The 21,949-nt window shown below is 44.3% G+C and carries 22 protein-coding genes and 1 other annotated feature; of the genes, 19 read left to right on the top strand and 3 right to left on the bottom strand.

The annotated features are described in order from the left end of the window. The first annotated feature begins 72 nt into the window (after window positions 1–72). The 12 genes from ACFQ1X_RS06290 to ACFQ1X_RS06235 all read left to right on the top strand — a co-directional run bounded on the left by ACFQ1X_RS06290 (window position 73) and on the right by ACFQ1X_RS06235 (window position 10,567). Entirely contained in the window at window positions 73–564 is a 492-nt protein-coding gene (locus ACFQ1X_RS06290; RefSeq protein WP_144837486.1) for a hypothetical protein, read from the top strand. Window positions 565–955: 391 nt separating this feature from the next. Beyond that, window positions 956–1,414, top strand: coding sequence for a hypothetical protein (locus ACFQ1X_RS06285; RefSeq protein WP_144837483.1), 459 nt, complete (start codon window positions 956–958; stop codon window positions 1,412–1,414). A gap of 445 nt (window positions 1,415–1,859) precedes the next feature. Continuing rightward, the gene (locus tag ACFQ1X_RS06280) at window positions 1,860–2,390 is read left to right on the top strand and encodes a sigma-70 family RNA polymerase sigma factor (RefSeq protein ID WP_144837480.1); all 531 of its coding nucleotides are present in this window, start codon (window positions 1,860–1,862) and stop codon (window positions 2,388–2,390) included. A 4-nt stretch (window positions 2,391–2,394) separates the two neighbouring features. Continuing rightward, on the top strand, window positions 2,395–3,378 hold the full coding sequence (locus ACFQ1X_RS06275; RefSeq protein ID WP_379081787.1) for an anti-sigma factor: 984 nt from the start codon (window positions 2,395–2,397) through the stop codon (window positions 3,376–3,378). Window positions 3,379–3,903: 525 nt separating this feature from the next. Further along, window positions 3,904–4,236, top strand: a complete 333-nt coding sequence (locus tag ACFQ1X_RS06270) for a PadR family transcriptional regulator (protein ID WP_144837475.1) — start codon at window positions 3,904–3,906, stop codon at window positions 4,234–4,236. Beyond that, window positions 4,233–4,910 (top strand): DUF1129 family protein, encoded by a 678-nt coding sequence (locus ACFQ1X_RS06265; protein WP_144837472.1) that lies wholly within the window; start codon window positions 4,233–4,235, stop codon window positions 4,908–4,910. The genes ACFQ1X_RS06270 and ACFQ1X_RS06265 overlap by 4 nt, the downstream gene beginning before the upstream one ends. Before the next feature lie 183 nt (window positions 4,911–5,093). Next, window positions 5,094–5,285, top strand: coding sequence for a hypothetical protein (locus ACFQ1X_RS06260; RefSeq protein WP_144837469.1), 192 nt, complete (start codon window positions 5,094–5,096; stop codon window positions 5,283–5,285). A 78-nt stretch (window positions 5,286–5,363) separates the two neighbouring features. Beyond that, complete coding sequence (locus ACFQ1X_RS06255; RefSeq protein WP_144837467.1) at window positions 5,364–6,293, top strand: DMT family transporter; 930 nt, start codon at window positions 5,364–5,366, stop codon at window positions 6,291–6,293. Window positions 6,294–6,403: 110 nt separating this feature from the next. Beyond that, window positions 6,404–7,735 (top strand): D-serine ammonia-lyase, encoded by a 1,332-nt coding sequence (locus ACFQ1X_RS06250; RefSeq protein ID WP_379081782.1) that lies wholly within the window; start codon window positions 6,404–6,406, stop codon window positions 7,733–7,735. A 38-nt stretch (window positions 7,736–7,773) separates the two neighbouring features. Beyond that, window positions 7,774–8,088 carry a TIGR04104 family putative zinc finger protein gene (locus ACFQ1X_RS06245; protein WP_144837465.1) on the top strand — a complete coding sequence of 105 codons (315 nt, stop codon included), beginning with the start codon at window positions 7,774–7,776 and terminating at the stop codon, window positions 8,086–8,088. A gap of 15 nt (window positions 8,089–8,103) precedes the next feature. Further along, window positions 8,104–8,311: a binding site (T-box leader), on the top strand. Between the two features lie 54 nt (window positions 8,312–8,365). Beyond that, window positions 8,366–10,057: an arginine--tRNA ligase gene (gene argS, locus ACFQ1X_RS06240; protein WP_144837462.1), complete on the top strand. Its 1,692-nt coding sequence runs from the start codon at window positions 8,366–8,368 to the stop codon at window positions 10,055–10,057. A gap of 78 nt (window positions 10,058–10,135) precedes the next feature. Next, on the top strand, window positions 10,136–10,567 hold the full coding sequence (locus ACFQ1X_RS06235) for a VOC family protein (RefSeq protein ID WP_144837459.1): 432 nt from the start codon (window positions 10,136–10,138) through the stop codon (window positions 10,565–10,567). Window positions 10,568–11,099: 532 nt separating this feature from the next. Here the strand turns inward: ACFQ1X_RS06235 and ACFQ1X_RS06230 are convergent. The 3 genes from ACFQ1X_RS06230 to ACFQ1X_RS06220 form a co-directional block, all read right to left on the bottom strand. Next, a complete protein-coding gene (locus tag ACFQ1X_RS06230) occupies window positions 11,100–11,777 on the bottom strand; it encodes an amino acid ABC transporter permease (protein WP_144837456.1) in 678 nt (225 codons plus the stop codon). A 25-nt stretch (window positions 11,778–11,802) separates the two neighbouring features. Then, the gene (locus tag ACFQ1X_RS06225; RefSeq protein WP_144837453.1) at window positions 11,803–12,645 is read right to left on the bottom strand and encodes a transporter substrate-binding domain-containing protein; all 843 of its coding nucleotides are present in this window, start codon (window positions 12,643–12,645) and stop codon (window positions 11,803–11,805) included. Between the two features lie 182 nt (window positions 12,646–12,827). After that, window positions 12,828–14,492, bottom strand: coding sequence for an Rqc2 family fibronectin-binding protein (locus ACFQ1X_RS06220; protein ID WP_144837450.1), 1,665 nt, complete (start codon window positions 14,490–14,492; stop codon window positions 12,828–12,830). 132 nt (window positions 14,493–14,624) lie between these two features. Between ACFQ1X_RS06220 and gmk the strand changes: the two genes are divergently transcribed. The 7 genes from gmk to rsmB all read left to right on the top strand — a co-directional run bounded on the left by gmk (window position 14,625) and on the right by rsmB (window position 21,933). After that, window positions 14,625–15,245: a guanylate kinase gene (gene gmk / locus ACFQ1X_RS06215; RefSeq protein ID WP_144837447.1), complete on the top strand. Its 621-nt coding sequence runs from the start codon at window positions 14,625–14,627 to the stop codon at window positions 15,243–15,245. Then, entirely contained in the window at window positions 15,245–15,469 is a 225-nt protein-coding gene (gene rpoZ / locus ACFQ1X_RS06210; RefSeq protein WP_144837443.1) for a DNA-directed RNA polymerase subunit omega, read from the top strand. The genes gmk and rpoZ overlap by 1 nt, the downstream gene beginning before the upstream one ends. A 74-nt stretch (window positions 15,470–15,543) precedes the next feature. Continuing rightward, window positions 15,544–16,749 (top strand): bifunctional phosphopantothenoylcysteine decarboxylase/phosphopantothenate--cysteine ligase CoaBC, encoded by a 1,206-nt coding sequence (gene coaBC, locus ACFQ1X_RS06205; RefSeq protein ID WP_144837440.1) that lies wholly within the window; start codon window positions 15,544–15,546, stop codon window positions 16,747–16,749. Then, window positions 16,739–19,135 (top strand): primosomal protein N', encoded by a 2,397-nt coding sequence (gene priA, locus ACFQ1X_RS06200; protein ID WP_144837437.1) that lies wholly within the window; start codon window positions 16,739–16,741, stop codon window positions 19,133–19,135. The genes coaBC and priA overlap by 11 nt, the downstream gene beginning before the upstream one ends. 19 nt (window positions 19,136–19,154) lie before the next feature. Beyond that, window positions 19,155–19,661, top strand: coding sequence for a peptide deformylase (gene def, locus ACFQ1X_RS06195; RefSeq protein WP_144837433.1), 507 nt, complete (start codon window positions 19,155–19,157; stop codon window positions 19,659–19,661). Next, window positions 19,658–20,590, top strand: coding sequence for a methionyl-tRNA formyltransferase (gene fmt / locus ACFQ1X_RS06190; protein WP_144837430.1), 933 nt, complete (start codon window positions 19,658–19,660; stop codon window positions 20,588–20,590). The genes def and fmt overlap by 4 nt, the downstream gene beginning before the upstream one ends. After that, the gene (gene rsmB, locus ACFQ1X_RS06185) at window positions 20,587–21,933 is read left to right on the top strand and encodes a 16S rRNA (cytosine(967)-C(5))-methyltransferase RsmB (protein WP_144837427.1); all 1,347 of its coding nucleotides are present in this window, start codon (window positions 20,587–20,589) and stop codon (window positions 21,931–21,933) included. The genes fmt and rsmB overlap by 4 nt, the downstream gene beginning before the upstream one ends. The last annotated feature ends 16 nt before the right edge of the window (window positions 21,934–21,949 follow it).

The following is a 21,949-nucleotide window of genomic DNA, read 5'->3' as shown; positions in this document are numbered from 1 at the left end:
TTGAAACTGAAGTTAGCACTGTAACTTTTTACTGCTTAGCTAGTCTAATAGAAATAAAAGGCGGAGTACAAAATGAATTATAAGATACTATATATAATTATAGCGATTATTTTTTTTATAGCTGGTTGTTCTCAAGAAAAGGAAGTTATTAAACATGAAGAAAACAATAGTACTTCTGCGGAAAATAGAAAGGACACAATTCAAAAACCACCCAACTTAAAAGTAAGTGTAAATGGAGAAGCGTTTATGGCTGCTTCGCATGGCTATTCGTGGAGTTATTATGATGAAGAAGAAAAGAGCATGGCCAGTATAAGTGCAGAAGTTGTACCTGTTTCTGATTTAATCGGGAACCGGAAAGGTCCTGCCGTAAATTCGGATACCTCTATTGAACTTAAATTTGAAGAAGAACCAATCTCTTACGAGGTATATGTGTCGGGGTCTTTCCCTTCTAATAGGGGAACTGACGTAGTTATAGATAAGCAAAGCGGGAGAACTATATATGAAGTTAAAGGCATTTGGGAACAAGGAACTGGATATTACGTTTTCCCTTTAACGATTGAATAAACTCTTTCAACACCAATTTGCATTAAAATCCCTTATTTCACTGTATTTCGAAGTGAATCCAGCAAAAATTAAGTTACTAGAAAAAAGATACCTTCATAAGGCTGCTTTATAAAGTCATAAAGCTGGAATCCCAAAAAGATATAGGGTTTACATATCAATGATCATCAGAAGGGAAGGAACTCCATTGAGCTCCTTCCCTTTTTCGTTCGGAGAAGTGTACTTTTACGAACGGTTTTATTTCCAGAATTGTCTATCTATTAATTCTAATTTTAAGTATATTTAAATTAGAAGGTCAGAATCAATCTGTTAATTATTCAACTAACGTGACTGCAATCTTTAATAAGGTTATTCATCTTTGCTGCAAAGTTTTTAATAAAAGGGGGGCATAAACTTGAAGAGGATTTTTTTAATAGTTTTTTTATCGCTGGTATCCGTTTTTATCTTAAGTGCGTGCGGTAATGTGGAGAAAGCTCAACATATTGAGGTATACGTTATTGAAATATTGGAGGAAAACGCTGAAGGTTTTTCCGAAATGACGGGTTACAAGAAAGTAAATGCAATTACCAATACAGAAGCAAGTGAAAATCATGTGGAAACAGATATTAAAGCGATTGAGGACTTTTATGATACAGAAGGAAATTATATACGAACAGAAATCATCCATTCAAGATTTGATAAATCTCACATTACCAAAGCCGAAGATAGTGAAGAACGTAAGGAAGAAATTAAGGAACCATCAACAATCCTAATTCAAGATGATAGTATAGAACATTTTAAATTAGAGAATATGACAAAGGAAGAGAAAGAAAAAGTGAAAGAACATGTACTATCTTTCATGGATATGCTATAAGTCATATTTCGCTAACGGGTGCTTTAGTGGAATAAAAACATTATTACTATATGGAACTTCTATAAAAATGGGAGCTCTAATTTATCAACAATATACTTTAGCATAGCCAAATTGTATAAATAGAAACAAAGGACTTACTATTCTTCATTGAATCAGTTTACATATCATGAGGTTATCAGTAGTAGCTGTAAATCATATAGAAAACACAAAGAGGGAGAGGGGTGCTAATTGGCACCTTTCTTCCTCTATTATTTTTGAAATTGTCATTTTACGCCCGCTCTATTTACAAATACAAAATAAAAAGTGTGATAAAGATCAGTAATATGGAAAGAGTAAGACAAAATTCAGAGAAACTGGAATTTTTCCGGTAATTCTTTTTGGTAAACTGTAACATTAGAGAGAATGAAACGTGTTAGCAGTAGAAAATTAATGAAGGGGGGAACGAATGAAAAATTATCAGCTGGAAGACCTGTTTAAACTTTATTCGAAACCTCTTTATTATTATCTATGGAAAATGTCCGGTTCTGCACATCTGGCGGAAGATTTGACACAGGAAACTTTTGTAAGAGCGACGATTTCACTCGAAACCTATGAAGGGGAAGAGGCACGTGCTTGGTTGTTCAAAGTGGCCCGAAATGTCTATATTGATGAATGGCGAAAAAGAAAGCGCAGGCAGGCCATTTATATGTTGAAGTTTTTTCGATCGAGTGAGGAAATGATTAGTCCGTATGGTTTGCCGGAAGAAGCCATTTTGGCACAAGAAGGAGCAAGCGATTTGAAAGAATTGCTTGAACTCTTGCCGGAACATTACAGGACGATCCTTTATTTAAGGGAGAATGAGCAATTCAGTTACGCTGAAATTGGAGTGGCTTTGGATTTATCAGAGAACCAGGTAAAGGTCAATCTGTACCGAGCCAGAAAAAAGCTGGAATCAGTTGCGAAAAAGAAAGGGTGGCAGTATGACAGAGTGGAATAAAGAATTGGAAAAACGAATTTTAAAGAAATCCCGTTTCACGTTAACAATTCGGATTCTCCGGCTTTTGTTTTGGGGCTTTTTGGTCTATTTCATTTATATAATTTTGTTAAACTTTACTGTTGATCGATTACATATAGCAGAAGAAAATAATTTTTACACAAAACTTGCGCTTGACTGGAGAGTTCCGAATGTCAGAGGGACATTCGATTTCACTGAAGAAGAAGTTACTGTTTTCGGTACTAAAAAGATTTCCTACCCTTTGGTCAAGAAAGTAGGGAAATCAGATATTGTCATAGGAACAGCAGACGTTACGAAACGGATTTCAAATTCCAATTCCAATATAAACTACAAGCATCCTGGCAAGGAACATCTTAATGAGTTTTCTTTTTATTATCCAGAAGATCCTCAAAGCGGAAAAAAGCTGACGGCGAATGCGGAACCGAATGTATGGGAGACGCTTGACATGCTCCATGAAGGAACTGTTGCGGAAGTAGCATTTTCAATGGATCGATTTATGACACCCGAAGAGCTAATTCGCCTACTAGAACCCTACGATCTCAGTATTGTTTGGATGTCCCTGCACACAGGAGAATTTGAAGATTTTACTCCGGGCAGCGCGGGGGGAAGCGGGACTGGTGTATCAGTATACGATGGCATCGGACTAGTTGGAACACGAAGTGTATCAGACGATTTCCTCTCCGCCACACTAGCGCATCAATTGGATCAGACAAGTATTGAAGAAAGCCAAAAGGCAATGCTGGAAAATATGGAAACCCTGCTTTCTGAGAAGCCTTCTGCCTATCATGAATTCTTCTTAGGACTAGGCCATTTAAATGAACGTTACGATTACCTTAAGGAGAATGGATTTACAGTATATGGGGCAGTTGTTACAGGGCCAGTCAAAGAGCTTTTTAAACTTGCGGACGAAGAGAGGATTCAAGGAGAACAACTTGGCGAAGTAGAATTATGGAATTGGGAGAATCCATGATCCTGTAATATATATATCTAAGGATGAAAAATCGTAGCGAATTTAATTGAACCAAATGATTACACCATTTTATAATTCTTAATACATGTAAGGCAGTACCTTATAGAACAGCGAGCTTACTTAATATATGACGGCTTATCAGAAATACAACCAAAAAAATCATTAATAATCAGATGATGGCAGAGGCTTTCAACATAGCATCTGCCATCATCTTTTTTATTAAATAGGAAAAAGTTTTTTGCAGATTGATTTCCGGATAGTAGGGACAGACATGCCGGTTAAAAACAATATTTCAAAAAATCCCTAAAGAAAGAGATTTAGCAAATTACGATGGCTGAAGATTTAAAGATGGTATGGCAGACATTTAGTCTCATTATAAAGTACTTAAATCCGTTTACAGATTCAATAAAGCCTTGACATTAAATTCAGGTGATTTTATACTAAAGGTAACTACTCGGCAATACAAAGTAGCTTATTTTTTGCGCAGCTATCTTGTTAGACCGAGTACCGGAAGAGGTGAACGGTTTGGCACTTCGTAGCCAATTGTTAAAAGGGGTTTTGGATGCCTGTGTCATGGCGGTTGTGGAAGAAGAAGCGGTGTATGGATACGAATTATCGCAAAAGCTTCAAACTATCGGATTGCCGGACATCAGTGATGGAACAATTTATCCGGTGCTGGTGAGGCTGCAGAAGAATGGTTTTATTCGCGGAGAAATGAGGCCATCAGCATCAGGTCCAAATCGCAAATATTATTTTTTGACGGACAGCGGCAAAGAGGAACTGCGGAAAATTTCGGCTGAATGGGAAGAAATCGCCGTGCCTGTAAGCGAATTATTGAGAAGGAGTGAAGATGCATGAGGTCAGCAGCATTATTGATCGAAGAAAACAACCAAAAACGGGAATTGCTGAATGAGGAAAATCTTAGGCTTTACGAAGAATTTCTGCTGTATATCCGGACAGATTTGCGTGTTGATGAGCAGGCGGGGGAAGAAGTGTTGATGGATTTGCTGGACCATCTCCTGGAGGCGCAGGAAGAAGGTAAAGCGGCTTCTGAATTGTTCGGTGAATCTCCACAAGCATATGCGAATGAGATGATTGAAGCATTGCCGAAGGAGAAAAAGCGCAATGCCGCATTATTTATCTTTTCGCAGGTGCTGTCTCTCGCTGGATGGTTCAGTATTATGTTCGGCGTCGTTTCTTTAATCATGTCATTCTTTCAGGAAGTGGATACATCAATTTCACTTGGAAACTTACTCGTGATTTTCGGCTCCGTCGTAGTATTTTCGCTTTCTGCGGTATCGGTTGTTTTCAAGATCGTCCGCACGACTTTGTTCGGTCCAAAGAAAAAAAGGATTTTGGGTTATGTGAAAGCCGGTTTGTTCGGTGGGGGCGCTGTTGGACTGATCATCCTTCTGTCCTGGATTATTCCCGATTTCGGTCCGGTGATCCAGCTGGAGTGGTGGGTGTATGTCCTGACTGGTTTGTTGTTGATCGCAGCCTATAAATTGATGGGACAATTGAATTTATACTGACATGATATTATTCCCGGCAGACGCGATTCTGCCGGGATTTTTTATGGAAATAAATCCACTGTATTCATCTATCTTTCAGAAACTTGAATGGTAAAATAAGTCTAAAAATTTATGATTAAATGTGGATGGATAATTTAGAGTGAATTCGTTATCAAAGGGTTAACATCGGAAGGAAGAGTGAGTATGAAAAAGAGAAAGATAGACAGTACTTATTTCTATGTTATTATCGGTGCAATAGGCATGCTCATGCTTGTGTTTGGCCTTCTCAATGATATATCGCTCTTTGGAACCGCAGCTACACCAAATTTCTTATTAACTTTTGCCGGGTTTATGATATTAGTCCATCACATTTACTATTTAGAAAAAACTGTTTAAATTACATACTGAAGAATGAAGAAAGATTGGTGAACCCCATCCTGCGGGAACTTATCAAAGAGGGGAAGGAGGGTTCTGATGAATCGGTTAAAAGGAATTGCAATGATCGTGACCGGTGCGGCCCTCTGGGGGGCATCAGGTCCAATGATGGAATGGGTGCTGGAAGTTTACGGAATTTCGGTTTCATTTCTGCTGACGCTCCGTCTGATTATCGCGGGTGCCCTGCTGCTTGTGTTTTTGAAAATGAAGAAAGTGAAAATCCTTTCCGTTTTCCACGGTGGTATCTGGGTGCGGCAGCTGCTGATCTTTTCTGTACTCGGCATGCTCGGGGTCCAGTTCAGCTTTGTTTCAGCAATTGAAACGAGCAATGCGGTGGTAGCCACTTTGTTTCAGTTTTTGGCTCCGCTTTATATTATTATTTTCATATCAATGAGACATAAAAAACTGCCGCCTGCCTACCAGATAATCGGAATGGCCGGTACTTTGGTGGGGCTTTTCCTGTTATTGACGAATGGGCAGTTTGATGAACTTGCTGTCAGCGGCCCGGCACTTTTCTGGGGGGTAATGGTGGGGCTGTCTTTCGCCTTTTACACTCTTTATCCAGGCCGTCTCATGGGGGAATGGGGCGTGCTTCTCATTGTCGGCTGGTCCATGCTGTTCGGTGGAATTTTTCTGGGGATCGTCAATCCGGTATTTCTGTCGGATGACTGGCCGCTCCTGGCTGAACCCGGGGTATCACTTGGCATTTTAGCAATCATTATTGTCGGAACCCTGGCGTTTATCCTGTTCCTGAGCAGCATGCGTTTCATATCGCCTGTGGAAACAAGTATCCTGTCAGCATTCGAACCTCTGACTGCAATCATCATTACAGCTGTCTGGTTCGGACAATTTTTAGAACCAGTCCAGTTTATCGGCACATTTATCATGTTGGTTTTTGTGACGTGGCTGTCCCTTGTCGGAGCAGAGAAAAAAGATGAAACGGCAGAAGAGGAAATATCCTATGAATAAATGACTGTAAAAGGGTGCATTCATCTGACAAGCTGCGGGAAACTGAAAATAACGACTTTTTCATGTATGATGGAATCAGGAGCAACCATTCAGCAGAAAGGGTGATTTGCGTGTCATTTTCACAACAGCAAATAAAAAATTGGCAACAAAAATATCCGTTATTAACCAAAATCACTGATTTTCAGCCGGTATTCTGGCTTAATCCGAAACTGCAGCCGCTATCAGAAGCCGGCACGCTTCGTGCAAGCTATGAAGAGATGCAGGAAGCTGAAAATTTATGGCACCGATTCGCCCCGTTTCTCGCAGCATCATTCCCGGAAACAGCCGCTGCCGGTGGGATCATCGAGTCGCCTTTAAAAGAAATCGGTAATACTAAAAAATCATTGGAAAATACTTACGGTGTAAAAGTCCCCGGTAAACTGTTTTTGAAATGCGACAACGAACTGGCGGTAGCGGGATCAATCAAAGCACGCGGAGGATTTTACGAAGTGCTCCATTACGCGGAACAATTGGCGATCGATAATGGCATGATCACTAAACAGGATAACTACAGTAAATTTGCAAGCGATGAATTCAGAGATTTTTTCAGCCAGTATTCAATAGGCGTAGGGTCTACCGGCAATCTGGGTCTCAGCATCGGCATTATCAGTGCAAAACTCGGCTTTTCGGTATCGGTTTATATGTCAGCTGATGCAAAGGCATGGAAAAAGGAATTGCTGCGGGCAAAAGGTGCCATCGTCCATGAATTTGAAGGCGATTTTGGAGAAGCCATCCTGGAAGGCCGCCAGCAGACCAAGGAAAATCCGAAAGCCTATTTTGTCGACGATGAGAACTCCAAACACCTTTTCCTTGGCTACAGTACAGCAGCCTTTCGCGTGAAGAAACAATTGGATGAACTGAATATCCAAGTGGATGCGGACAACCCTTTGGTTGTTTATTTGCCATGCGGCGTGGGCGGTTCACCTGGTGGCATAACATTCGGGTTAAAGCAGATTTACGGGGATGCGGTCCATTGCTTTTATGTGGAACCGACCCATTCCCCTTCAGTGCTGGTCGGTTTGATGACCGGCGAGAAAGAGAAAGTTTGCGTCCAGGATTTCGGCATCGACAATCTGACCGAAGGCGACGGGCTCGCAGTTGGCAGGCCCTCAAGTTTCGCCTCATCGATCAGTGAAAAGTTGATCAGCGGAATTTATACATTGGAAGACGAAGACTTGTTCCGTTTATTGGCGATTTTGGCCGATGGCGATGGCATCTTTGTCGAACCATCTGCGGCATCCTCCCTACTGGGTCCGGTCGAGCTCAGCAAAACGCAGTATTTTTCAGAACGCGGACTGGATGCAGAAAAGGCGACGCATATCTCCTGGTCGACAGGGGGCGCTTTGGTGCCAGAGGAACAAATGCAGGAAATGTACCAAAGAGGCAGGAATGCACTCGAATAAAAAACACAGGTTTTCAGTTACGTGAAAGGACAGGATCGATGCAAAAATGTACAGAATGCCAACAACCATTCAAGTGGAGCCAGTTTTTTCTATCGCTATGGCTCGCTTTTCAGCCGGTAAAGTGCCGGAATTGCGGAACCGAGTATAATGTTGCCAACACGTCACGATTGTTGGCGACATTATTGCTGCTGGTGCCGGTTATTTATATTTTTATTTTCATGCAGGAACTGGAGCTGTCAGAAATTTTAATTCCAATTGTTTCGGTGATTGCAGTTATTTCAGTTATTCTTCCTTTTATCATGAAGTATGAGAAAAAGAAAATAGAAGTTGACACAAATAATGGAAATCGCTAAGATAGTAAAAATACATAAAATTCTGGGAAGATAAGAGTAGGAATGCGTATGGTCCAAGCGAACCGGGGAAGGTGTGAGCCCGGCGGCCGGCGTAATCTGAAACGCATATCTGAGAAACTGCCTGAACTTTGAGTAGGGTATGTCGGCTGACGCCGTTATCGTTTATAAGCCGGCCCGGAATTCGGGCAATCAGAGTGGTACCGCGGGAAATCCCGTCTCTAATTAATTTTAGAGACGGGATTTTTTTAGGTTTTCAGGAAAAAGGGGGAGAAAGATTATGGACTATAAAAGAATATTTGCAGAGGAAATTTCAAACATTTTGGAAGACGCCATGACAGTGGAAGCGGTCATGGCGCTTGTGGAAAAACCGAGGTTCGACAACCAGGGAGATTTGGCATTTCCCTGTTTTACACTGGCGAAGATTGAGAAACAAGCCCCGTATAAAATTGCAGAGAGGCTGGCGGAACAACTATCGCATCCTTTTTTTGAAGGAGTGGTTGCGGAAGGGCCATACGTCAACTGCTTCCTGAATAAATCTCATGTCAGCGAACAGGTCCTGAATCAAATTCTGGTTGAAAGAGGGGGATTCGGAAATGGCAATATTGGACAAGGCAAAAATATCACCATCGACTTTTCTTCCCCGAATATTGCGAAACCATTTTCAATGGGCCATCTAAGATCGACAGTCATCGGCAATTCATTGGCTAAAATTGTTGAAAAAGTTGGATACAAGGCAGTGAAAATCAATCACCTGGGCGATTGGGGAACCCAGTTTGGCAAATTGATCGTCGCCTATAAAAAATGGGGACAGGAAGATTTGATGAAACAGGATCCGATTCCCGAATTATTGACTTTATATATTAAATTTCATGAAGAAGCTGAAAAGGATTCCGCTTTGGAAGATGAAGCCAGACTGTGGTTCAAAAAATTGGAGGACGGCGACAGTGAAGCGGAGGCGCTGTGGAGATGGTTCAAGGATGAGTCGCTGAAGGAATTCGGGAAAATTTATGAGTTGTTGGAAGTGGAGTTCGATTCTTTGGCAGGCGAAGCTTTTTACAATGATAAGATGGCTGCTACTATCGAGCTGTTGAAAGACAGAGACTTGCTGGCAGAATCTCAGGGTGCGGAAGTGATCGATTTATCACAAGAAGGGTTGCCGCCATTTCTGATCAGAAAAAGTGACGGAGCGACGCTTTACGGCACGAGAGACCTGACAGCGGCTTTTTACAGAAAAGAGAATTATCAATTTGCCGAATCTCTTTATGTGGTGGGGCAGGAACAGACGCTTCACTTTAAGCAATTGAAGCTGGGGTTGAAAAAGATGGGATTCGGCTGGGCAGATGATATGGCACACATCCCTTTCGGATTTATCCTGAAGGATGGCAAAAAGATGTCGACCCGAAAAGGCAAAGTGGTCCTGTTGGATAAAGTATTAAAAGAGGCGATGGAACTCGCGGAGAAAAATATAGAAGAGCGAAATCCGACATTGGCGAATAAAGCCGAAACCGCGAAAATGGTCGGAGTGGGGGCAGTGATTTTTCATGATCTAAAAAATGAACGCATGAATAATGTGGAGTTCTCGCTGGAGGATATGCTGCGCTTTGAGGGTGCAACGGGACCTTATGTACAATATACGCATGCCAGAGGCTGTTCGATTCTAAGAAAATCCGGCATTGCTGCCGACAAGCTTATGCCAACCGGCTTGAACGACAGCTACAGCTGGGAAATCATCAAACAATTGATGAATTTTCAGGATACGATCAAAAGAAGCTACGAACAAAAAGAGCCATCTGTCATTGCGAAGTATGCTATAAGCCTGGCACAGGATTTTAATAGATATTATAGTCAGGTAAAAGTGTTGGAAGACGACATTCAGAAAGAAGGAAGGCTGGCTTTGGTGTTCTCTGTCACCATAGTGTTGAAAGAAAGCCTTCGCTTGCTCGGGGTAAATACGCCGTCCGAAATGTAAAATTCTCAGCTGCTTGCAGGACTGTTCCAGTTTCCCCCGAATAGTATAGGCAACCGTAAAAAATGAAAGGAGAAACCCATGGCTATCCAATCTAAGCATCTTTTTGTGAATCTCCCGGTAAAAGACCTGGACAAATCAATGACTTTTTTCAGTGACATAGGATTTGAATTTAATGAACAGATGACAGACAAGAATGCCGCCTGCCTGATTGTCGGCCCGAATATGTTTGTGATGCTGCTAGTGGAAGAGTTTTTTAAGACATTTTCCAAAAAGCAATTGGCCGATCCCCGCACCAGCACGGAAGTGATTATTTCAATCAGCACAGACAGCCGAGCTGGAGTAGACGAATTGGTCAATGACGCTTTGTCTGCAGGCGGCACTGTATCAAATGACAAAATGGACAATGAATTCATGTACGGCTGGAGTTTTGAAGATATCGATGGACATTTGTGGGAAGTAATGTATATGCCGGAAGATGATGATGACAGAGACGAGGATTTTTATGCTTGAAAAGGCATTTTGAAAGGACAGGCAAACATGCCTGTCCTTTTTTAGCTTGTTGAGAAAGAAAAAATTGTAATCGATATTCCGCAAAACAGATTCGAAGACATTAGCCGACGTTTGCGTGGCTGAGTCTTTGCGACGAAGCAGCGCAGCGATGCAACGCTCTTCCATGTCCCGAAGCTAGCGCAGCGATGCAGGGACAGAGACAGAGACAGGAGAACGGGTTTATAACTGGCTAAGTTAAGTGTATCAACCGAGTGGATCTTGCACTTCGTCGGCATCCGCCGGCTCCTCTGGGAGTCTTCGCTGTTTTGCTCCATATCTCAGGTTGTTTTCTATAAAAGCCTTAAAATCGCTGATAAACCGAAGAAAATCGCTGATAAACAATAAAAAACCGCTGATAAAGCAGAATGTACCCTTTAGGTTCATCACACGTTAAATATCCTGGATTTATTAAGATGAAACCGAATTTCCTGGCATAATTAATCGTAAAAAAAGGAGGCCACGAGTTTCCATGGCCTCCGATATAACTGCTATTCTATAAATACTCCGCATAACGTTTCTCCAGGTAATTCTGAAGCACTGTCATGACCGAACAAATCGCCCAATAGATCAGCGCCACCAAAATCAACAATGTCAGCAGATCGTATTCGCGTGCTCCCACAATACGGGCTTTCTGGAAAATTTCCGGGACCGTAATCATCGCGGCAAGTGAAGAGGCTTTGATGAGATCGAGGTAAACGTTCGACAGCGGTGGCACCGCGATCCGCACTGACTGCGGCAGGATGATGCGGCGCATCGCCTGCCAATAGGTCAGGCCGAGCGCAGTAGATGATTCCCATTGGCCTTTATCAACGGAAGCGAGGGAAGACCTGAACACTTCCGCGATATAGGCAGCGGAGTTGATGCTGAAGCCGATCAAAGCTGCCTGGACAGCTGTAAATTCAATGCCGATGACCGGCATTGCAAAATACAGCAGGAACAGGATGACCAGAATCGGCACACCGCGCATGAAGGATATGTAGAGCCTTGCGGGCCATTGCATAATTTTTCTAGGAGAAGTCCGGGCAAGTGCCAGGAAAAATCCGATTACCAATCCGCAAAGCATGCTGACCATAGATATCAGCAGTGTATACCAGATGCCTTCCAGCACATAGGGGAGGGATTCGATCGCCAAAACCGGATCGAACAGCAATCCCCATTCAATTTCATTCATCGAATCCCTCCATTTTTCTTTGGTTTTATTCCTCTATATCCGGCTTCTCAGATACATCTGCACCACCGAAGAATTCTTCGGAGATTTCAGTGATCGTGCCGTCTTCAAGCATTTCTTCCAACACTCGATTAACATTTTCAGCCAATTCTTCGTTGTCTTCATTCATTACAAGACCAACTTCAGATGGAGCATATTTGATATCCGGGTGAATCGTGATATTCATATCCGGGAACGCCGCTACGCCGAAAGTGGACAGGTAATAATCATTCAATATGACATCAGTACGGCCAATTGATACATCCCGCAAATACACTTCATTGGATGCATTATCATAAGTTACTTCTTCAGCCCCATATTCACGTGCAATCTGCATATAGATGGAAGTTGAAGCGCCGGCCGCTTTTTTGCCTTCAAGATCTTCAAGTGATGAAATTCCGGAAAGATCGTCTTCACGGACAACTGCTGTTCCATAAGAATGCTTAATAGGTGTAGAGAATATGAACTCTTCTGCGCGCTCTTCTGTGATTTCAATATCATTTGCGGCGATATCGACTTGGCCGGTCTGCACGCTCGACAACATTTCATCAAAGCCCATTTCTTTGAATTCAATTTCAAGTTCGAGTCGCTCAGCCACTTCGCGGGCAACTTCAACTTCAAAACCTGTAAGTTCATCAGAATCCGCATCGCGGAAAGATGTAGCCAATAAAGTGCCCGATGTAGCAACAGTCAAACTGCCTTCTTCCTGAATTTCATCCCAGGCAGTTGTTTCTTCGGTTTCACTGCTGTCGCTTCCACCGCAAGCTGCAAGCGCAAGTGTTGATGCCGCCAATAATCCAGCGAGTGGAAAAACTTTTGTATATTTCACCATATCAAAACCCCCAATTTTTTTATTCCTCTAAAAACATAGCATTAAGAAGTGGGAAGGGCAATAAGAGAGAACCTGAATTTAAAATCACAGAACATTCCACCAAATATATAATAAAATATATTTATTATGTAAACAATTAAAAGAAACCGGTTCACCTTAAGGTGAACCGGTTTTCAGGCTGCTTATTTTTTCAGTTTAATGACCAGTTCCTCGTCCGGAGTGACGAAGACCGTCTTTTGTTCAAAATAGATGACGAAGCCTGGCTTTGAACCATTCGGCTTTTTCACCTGCCGGACTTCTGTATAATCCACAGGAACAGAGGAAGATTCTCTTGCTTTGCTGAAATAAGCGGCGATCGAAGCGGCTTCCAGGATCGTATCTTCGTCCGGATTGTCAGAATGGATGATGACATGGGAACCTGGTATATCCTTGGTGTGCAGCCAGGTGTCTGATTTTGCTGCTACTTTAAACGTGACATAATCATTCTGTTTATTGTTTTTGCCGACAGAGATAGGCACGCCGGTGCTGGAAACATAAGGTTCCACTTTCGGTTTCACCGGTTTTTTCTTTTTCTTCGTTTTTTGCGCTTTCATAAAGCCCTGCTCGGCAAGTTCTTCGCGGATTTCTTCTATATCAGAAATCCCGGCCTGCTGAACCTGGGACATTAATGTTTCGAAATAACCGATATCATCTTCGGTTTTTTCGATTTGTTCCTGTGTTTTGATAACAGCGATTTTGGCTTTTTGGTAACGCGAATAAAACTTCTGTGAATTTTCGATCGGCGTTTTTCGGGGATCGAGGGGAATTATTACTTTTTCTTCATTATAGTAATTGTCCACTTCGATTTCCTTCATGCCTTTTTGCATGCGGTGAAGATTGGCCATGATCAACTCGCCATTCAATTGCAGCTGGTCGCGTTTTTCTGCCTGATCCTGTTCTTTTTTCAATTTTTTCAGTTTCAACTTCAGTTTCGAAATTTCATTTTGCAGCCAGCGCTCCAGATCTCCAGCCTGTTGTTTGACGCGATCCCGTTCGGCTTTCGCATAATACATCCGGTCGAGCAGCTCACCAAGGTTCGGATAGTTTAACCGTGTTCCTGCGATGTGTTCGAGCTGCGTGGCAGAGAAAAAACTTTTGCCGTCCTGTTCGACAAAATAACCTGTCGGCGAATCTTTGCTGAAATCTTCCAGGAATTCAGCAACTGCAGATTTCTTATCTGCTGCTGTTGTGAGGCGATGATGCAATTCACGCGCAGTGAGCGGCGAAAAACCGGCAAAGGAATTGACTAACTCTTTTTCGTCATGGTCCATGAGCATCTCGCCGTTCGTAAATGGATCCTTCTTATTCTGTGACGGCGGAAATACATACGGCTGTCCGGGGAGAATGGTACGGAATGAATTGACGCTCGGCGGCAGATGTTTCAGGCTGTCAAGAATCATCATTCTTTCAGAGTCGACCAGAATGACGTTCGAATGCCTGCCCATCATTTCGACATGCAGTTCCCGCTCGATGTCGTCACCGATTTCATTTTTCGCTTTAATTTTCAAAATGATGAGGCGGTCCATGCCATGCTGGGTAATTTCCGTGATAACGCCGCCTTCGATATGTTTACGGAGCAGCATACAGAACATAGGCGGTTCGGATGGGTTGATATTCGCCTCTTTCGACAAATGTATACGTGAATAGGACGGGTGGATCGAAATCAATAATTTATGGTTGCTTCCTTGTGAACGGATATGGAGCAGCAGTTCAAGCTGATTGGGCTGATGAACTTTTGAAATTCTTCCGCTGACCAGTTGCTGCAGTTCGCTGGTCATCGCTTTTGTAAATAATCCATCAAATGCCATGAAAATCCCTCTTTCAAATCGTTTTGTTCCATCTTATCATTTCCAGCGTGTATTATGATATAATAAGACAGTTAGTTACAAAACGAAGAATATAGACCGGACATATTGGCGGTGGTTAAGGTGGTTAATGAAATGAGAAAACAACGCGGACTGCTGATCGTGTTATCAGGGCCTTCCGGTGTCGGTAAAGGCACAGTCAGAAAAGAGCTGTTCTCACAGCCGGATACGAATTATGAATACTCCATATCGATGACGACGCGCTCGCCCCGCGAGGGCGAAGTGGATGAAGTCGATTATTTTTTCAAGACACGCACCGAGTTCGAAGATTTGATCGAACAGGGACAATTGCTGGAATACGCAGAATTTGTCGGCAATTATTATGGCACACCACTGGAGTATGTCAACAAAATGCGCGATGCAGGACGAGACGTATTTCTCGAAATCGAAGTGCAGGGAGCTGCGCAGGTCCGCGACAAAGTTCCGGATGGCCTGTTCATCTTCCTCGCGCCGCCAAGTCTTTCAGAATTGGAAGAACGGCTGGTGGGACGCGGCACCGAATCCGAAGAAGTGATCGCTTCAAGGTTAGGTGCAGCGAGGCAGGAACTAGAGATGATGAATCTTTATGATTATGTCGTCGAGAACGATGAAGTGGAAAACGCGTGTGACCGCATTAACGCCATCATTATAGCGGAACATTGCAAGCGTGAACGTGTAGAAAAAAGATATTTTGATATGCTAAAGGAGAATGCCTGATGTTATACCCATCCGTAGACAAATTAAAGAGCCGTATCGATTCGAAATACTCGTTGGTGGCTCTTGCTTCCAAACGTGCCCGCCAATTGCATGAACACGGCGATGATAAATTGGCGAGCTATACTTCCGCAAAACCTGTAGGCAAAGCACTCGAAGAGATCGCAGAAGGTGCTTTGACGCAAGTGCGTCAGGACGAAGCTGCAATCTATGAAGATGAAATTTAACCATTAATCACAATTGACGACTCCCAGAGCAAATTTGTTCTTTGGGAGTTTGTTGTTTAGAAAGGGTGTTTTCATTGTTGGTGAATCGTAGGATTTTATTGTGCGTGAGCGGTGGGATTGCCGTTTACAAGGCTGTTGCACTGGTCAGTAAATTATCACAGGCGGGAGCGGATGTGAAGGTCATCATGACAGATTCCGCCCGGCAATTTGTGCAGCCGTTGAGCTTCCAGGTGATGTCCCGTAACGATGTCTATTTTGATACGTTTGATGAAAAGGACTCAGCAGTGATTGCGCATATTGATCTTGCCGACTGGGCAGACCTGATCATCGTGGCACCCGCAACGGCAAACGTCATCGGCAAACTGGCGAATGGCATCGGCGACGATATGGTGACAACCACGCTGCTGGCGGCAACTGCTCCGATTTGGGTTGCACCGGCGATGAATGTGCATATGTATGATCATCCGGCAGTTAAGCGCAATATCGACCGCCTTCACGCGGATGGCGTCCGTTTCATTGAGCCGTCAGAAGGTTTTTTGGCTTGCGGTTATGTCGGCAAAGGGCGCCTCGAGGAGCCTGAAAAAATTACGGAATTGGTCAGCGGTTTTTTAGGCCGGGAACCGCTTTTGAAAGGCAAAAAAGTTCTGGTTACGGCAGGGCCGACTCGTGAGCGGATTGATCCGGTCCGCTTTTTGACGAACTTTTCAAGTGGCAAGATGGGTTATGCTATAGCCGAAGCCGCTGCTGAATTGGGAGCGGAAACGGTTCTGATCAGCGGTCCCGTTTCCTTGCCGGCACCACCAGGAGTCAAAAGGATTTTTGTCGAAAGTGCAGAAGAAATGCTGCAGGCGGTAAAGGCCGAATTCAGCGATTCGGATTTTGTCATCAAAACGGCGGCAGTTGCCGATTACCGGCCAAAGTCAGTCCACGGGCAAAAGATGAAAAAACAGGAAGGCGATTCTTCCATAGAATTGGAGCGTACTTCAGATATTCTTCAATATTTGGGTTCCCAAAAAGATTCGCAGGTTCTTATCGGCTTTGCGGCGGAAACGAACGATGTCAGCCATTACGCAAAAAATAAACTGGAACGGAAAAATGCCGATTATATCATCGCCAACGATGTCACAGAATCACAGGCCGGATTCGAATCGGAAACCAATCGAGTGACGGTTTTTGGCAAAGCGGATTTTGAAAAATCTTTCGAAATGCTTCCTAAACAAGAGTTGGCCCGCAAATTGCTGAGGCTGATCATCGAAAGGGAAATGCCTAATGATCGCTGAAGTTATAGTTGATGTGGCTGCCCACCCGATTGACCGGCCGTTCGATTATGTAGTGCCTGAGAAACTCTCAGCACTTGCCCAGCCGGGTATGCGGGTGAAAGTTCCTTTTGGACCCAGAAAAGTCCTCGGGTTTATCACGAAAGTCAAAGAGACTTCCGATTTCGATCCAAACCGGATGAAACCGATTCATGAATTGATGGACGTTGTTCCAGTGCTGAATAAAGAAATGCTTCGGATGGCTGAATGGATGAAAGTGCAAACGGTCTGTTTTGAAATTGATGCATTACAGGTAATGGTTCCGGCAGCGCTTCGTGCAAAGTATGAAAAACGCTTTGTGCTTAATGCCGGCCTTGAAGAGGTTGATTCCCGTTTGCACCCTTATTTCGGAGACAAACCATTTGTCCGAAGCCAGGATGCAGAAGATGTATTCGGTTTATTGAAAAAAGAGATGGATAAGGGCACAGTTATTGCCGATACCAATATCCAACAGCAGACCGCTGTAAAAAAAGTCCGGATGATCCATATTTCAGATTCTCTGGAGAAGTTGGATTCAGTTGAAATTCGTGCCAATGCCAAGCAACAATTGAAATTGATGGCATTTATGAAAAAGAATCCCGGGCTCGCCATCGAATCATCCGAACTGCAGAAGGCCGCTGGGGTAACTTTGCCTACAATATACAGCCTGGCCGAAAAGGGCGCAGCGGATCTGTCGAATGTGGAAACATACCGCGACCCGAAGATGCTCTCAGAAATCGAAAAAAAAGAAAACCTTGTGCTGACAGAAGCTCAGCAGCAGGCTTTTGATGCAATAGCTCAATCACTCAATACTCCAAGAACGTTTCTGCTGCATGGCATTACCGGAAGCGGCAAAACCGAAATTTATCTGCAGACGATTGAACAGGTACTGAAGAGCGGGAAAGAAGCAATTATGCTTGTCCCTGAAATTTCATTGACCCCCCAAATGACCTTGCGTTTTAAAGAACGCTTCGGAGACATGGTCGCAGTACTCCACAGTGGACTGTCAGCTGGCGAGAAATACGATGAGTGGCGGAAAATCCAGCGCGGCGAAGTGAAAGTGGTTGTCGGTGCGAGATCCGCAATATTTGCCCCCTTTGAGAATCTTGGATTGATCATTCTCGATGAAGAACATGAATCCAGCTATAAACAGGATGATTCTCCACGCTACCATGCGCGGGATATGGCCATTTGGCGGGGAGAATACCATAATTGTCCGGTTATTCTCGGAAGCGCAACTCCTTCGCTCGAGTCATATGCCCGTGCCCAAAAAGGGGTCTACGAATTGCTTGTGCTGGAAAAGCGCGCGCGCAACCAGCCTTTGCCGGCTGTCCATATTGTCGATATGCGGGAAGAACTGAGAACGGGCAACCGTTCCATGTTTTCAGTGCAAATGGCAGATGCGATCCGAGATCGTCTGGAGAAAGGAGAACAGACCGTCTTGTTCCTAAATAAGCGCGGCTATTCTTCTTTTGTTCTGTGCCGGGATTGCGGAACGGTGATGCAATGCCCGAATTGTGATATATCACTGACTTACCATCGTTCGAGTGAAATGATGAAATGCCATTATTGCGGCTATGACGAACGGGTGCCGCATACTTGCCCGGAATGTGAAAGCGAACATATCCGCTTTTTCGGCACCGGTACACAGAAAGTCGAAGAAGAATTGGCGAAACTGGTTCCGGAAGCCCGCGTATTGCGAATGGACGTTGATACCACAAGGAATAAAGGTGCACATGAAAAAATTCTCAACGCTTTCGGCGAAGGGAAGGCAGATATTCTCCTCGGGACCCAAATGATAGCCAAAGGGCTCGATTTTCCGAATATAACCCTCGTAGGTGTATTATCAGCAGATACTACATTGCATCTGCCGGATTTCCGAGCAGCTGAAAAAACCTATCAATTGCTGACCCAGGTCAGCGGACGTGCCGGACGCGATGTACTTCCAGGCACTGTTTTCGTACAATCCTATACGCCGGAACATTATGCAATCACTTTTGCAAAAGATCAATTATATGAACCTTTCTTTGATCAGGAAATGGCGATGAGGCGGGCCAGTGGCTATCCTCCTTACTATTATGTCGTCAACATCCAATTCACGCATGAAGACCTGATGACCGTTTCGGAATATGCCCGGCAGACCGTTGAATATCTGCGGCAGCATTTATCCGACCGGACACTTATCATCGGGCCATCTGCTTCATTGATTGCCCGCGTCAACAATAGATATAGATATCAATGTTTGATAAAATACAAAAAAGAGCCGAAACTGACTGAAGTGATGCAGCAATTGATCAAAATCTACCGTTCCGAATGGCTTAAAAAAGGGGCGACTTTGGCGATCGACATGAATCCGACTTCAGTGATGTAGCAGAAATGAGGAAATGACAATGGCAATACGCACAATAGTAAAACACCCCAGCGAAGTGCTGGAAACAGTTTGTTCGCCGATTACAACGTTCGACCAGAACCTTGGAATTCTGTTGGACGACATGCACGAAACGATGATCGAAGCCGACGGAGTCGGCATAGCCGCTCCTCAGGTGGGGACAGCGGTGCGGGCAGCGATCGTTGACTTCCGCGAAGGACAGGACCGTATTGAAATGCTCAATCCTGAACTTGTTTTATATGAAGGAAGCGATACAGATATCGAAGGCTGTTTGAGCTTCCCCGGAGTTTACGGTGAAGTTGAACGTTACGATCGTATCAAAATCAAAGCACAGGAACGCGACGGTTCATGGTATGAACTGGAAGCTGAAGGCTACGAAGCCCGTGCGATCCTGCACGAAATGGATCATTTGGACGGTATCCTGTTCACCAGCAAGATCACAAAATTCATCACTCAGGAAGAGTTGGATGAAATGATCCGTGCCCAGGAAGAGGAGGAAGAGATTTGACAAAAATCGTCTTTATGGGAACGCCCGCTTTTTCAGTTCCGATTCTCCGTATGCTCGTTGAAGAGGGATATGATGTGCTTTCCGTTGTGACGCAACCGGACCGCCCGGTTGGCCGCAAGAAAGTGCTCACGCCGACACCGGTTAAGGAAGAAGCGCTGCGACTGGGCTTACCGGTCTACCAGCCTCAGAAACTGAAAAATCCGGAAGAACTACAAGTTGTATTGGATCTGCAACCGGATTTAGTGGTGACTGCGGCTTTCGGGCAAATTCTGCCGACTGAAATTTTGGAGACCCCAAAATTGGGGGCCATCAATGTCCATGCCTCACTTTTGCCGGATTACCGTGGAGGTGCGCCAATCCACCAGGCTATCATGGATGGCAAAACGGAAACCGGCGTAACCATCATGTACATGGTGGACCGTCTGGATGCTGGAGATATTATTTCCCAAACGACCGTGCCGATCGAAAGGCACGACCATACCGGCAGCATGTTTGATAAACTCAGCGTTGCTGGAACCGAATTATTGAAAGAAACGCTTCCATCCATTGTGGCGGGTAAAAATGAGCGCATTCCGCAGGACGACACCAAAGTGACTTATGCACGCAATATTTCTCGCGAGCAGGAGCGCATCGACTGGAACCGCTCTGCACAGGAGATCTTTAATCAGGTCCGCGGACTTCATCCGTGGCCGGTTGCTTATACGACCTTCAATAACGATAATATGAAAATCTGGTGGTCCGAAATTTTCGATGAAACGACAAAGGGCAAACCTGGCGAAGTCGTTAGGCTCTCTGAAGATGCCATCCATGTCCAAACCGGCAAAGGCGTCCTCGCCATCACCGAGTTGCAGCCGGCAGGCAAGAAACGGATGTCGGCGAAAGATTATTTAACCGGACCTAAAATACAGGCAGGAGATTTCTTTGAATGAAAAATAAAAAATTGCACGGCAATGTCCGCGATGCTGCATTTTCGATTCTGTGGGCTGTGGAAAATAAACAGGCTTACAGTAATCTATTGCTGCATCAGACCATAGAAAGCTACGGCATCTCGGCAAAAAACCGCGGTTTGCTGACTGAAATAACATATGGCACACTTCAGCATCAATTGACATTGGATTATTATCTTGAACCTTTTTTGAAAGGGAAAGTGGAGCCCTGGGTGAAAACCTTATTGCGGATGTCACTCTATCAAATAGTTTATCTCGACCGAGTCCCTTCCCATGCTGTAATCCACGAAGCTGTGGAAATAGCCAAAAGGCGGGGCCATGGAGGAGTCGCTTCTTTAGTGAACGGTGTGCTTCGGTCAGTCCAGCGTTCCGGCGTGCGCTCTTTTAATGTGATTGCGGATCCGATTGAAAAGATCTCGATCGAAACAAGCCATCCGGTCTGGATGATCAAACGCTGGGCAGAACAATTCGGCCTTGAAAAGACGCGTGAAATGGCTTTGGAAAACAATAAAATCCCATCTCAGACTGTGCGAGTCAATACGGTCAAGGCGACGGTTGATGAAGTGATTGAAATGCTCGAATCCGAGGGTCTTGAAGCGGTACGCAGCAAAATCATTCCGGAATGCCTGGTCGTAACTGGCGGCCAACCGGCTCGGACAACGACATTTGATAAAGGTTTCATCACCATTCAGGATGAAAGTTCGATGCTGCCTTCCTACGCACTCCAGCTGGAGCCAGGGATGAAAGTGCTTGATATGTGTGCAGCGCCCGGAGGAAAATCGACGCATATCGCAGAAAAGTTAGAAAATAAAGGAATGCTTTTTTCGATGGACCTGCATCCGCATAAAGTGAAGCTGATTCAGGAATCCGCAGACCGTTTGGGTCATTCCGTTATTGCAACGGAAGTTGGAGACGGCAAAAAGAGCGTTGAACGATTCGGCAAAGAACAGTTTGACCGGATATTGGTCGATGCCCCTTGCAGCGGGCTTGGTGTAATCAAGCGGAAACCTGACATCAAATACACGAAAAAAGAAGAGGATTTCAACCGCCTGCAGGAAATCCAGATTGAATTGATGGATCAGGCGGCGGAGTTGCTGAAACCCGGCGGCATACTGGTTTACAGTACCTGCACAGTGGATAATATGGAAAACCGCGGAACCGCCGAAAGATTTTTAAAGAATCACCCGGAAATGGAAAAAATCCAGGCTTTATTGCCTGAAGCGCTGGGTATTAAACACACTGGTTTCGTACAGGTTTTTCCGCAGGATTTTGGAAGTGACGGCTTTTTCATCGCTGCCTTCCGCAAAACAGAAGCAATTGATTAATCAGCAATTCTAATTG

It is taken from the genome of Metaplanococcus flavidus (assembly GCF_042675885.1).
GTDB classification, from domain to species: Bacteria; Bacillota; Bacilli; order Bacillales_A; family Planococcaceae; genus Planococcus; species Planococcus flavidus.
The sequence above is the reverse complement of the archived record's forward strand: the minus strand, read 5'-3'. Positions and strand labels throughout refer to the sequence as shown.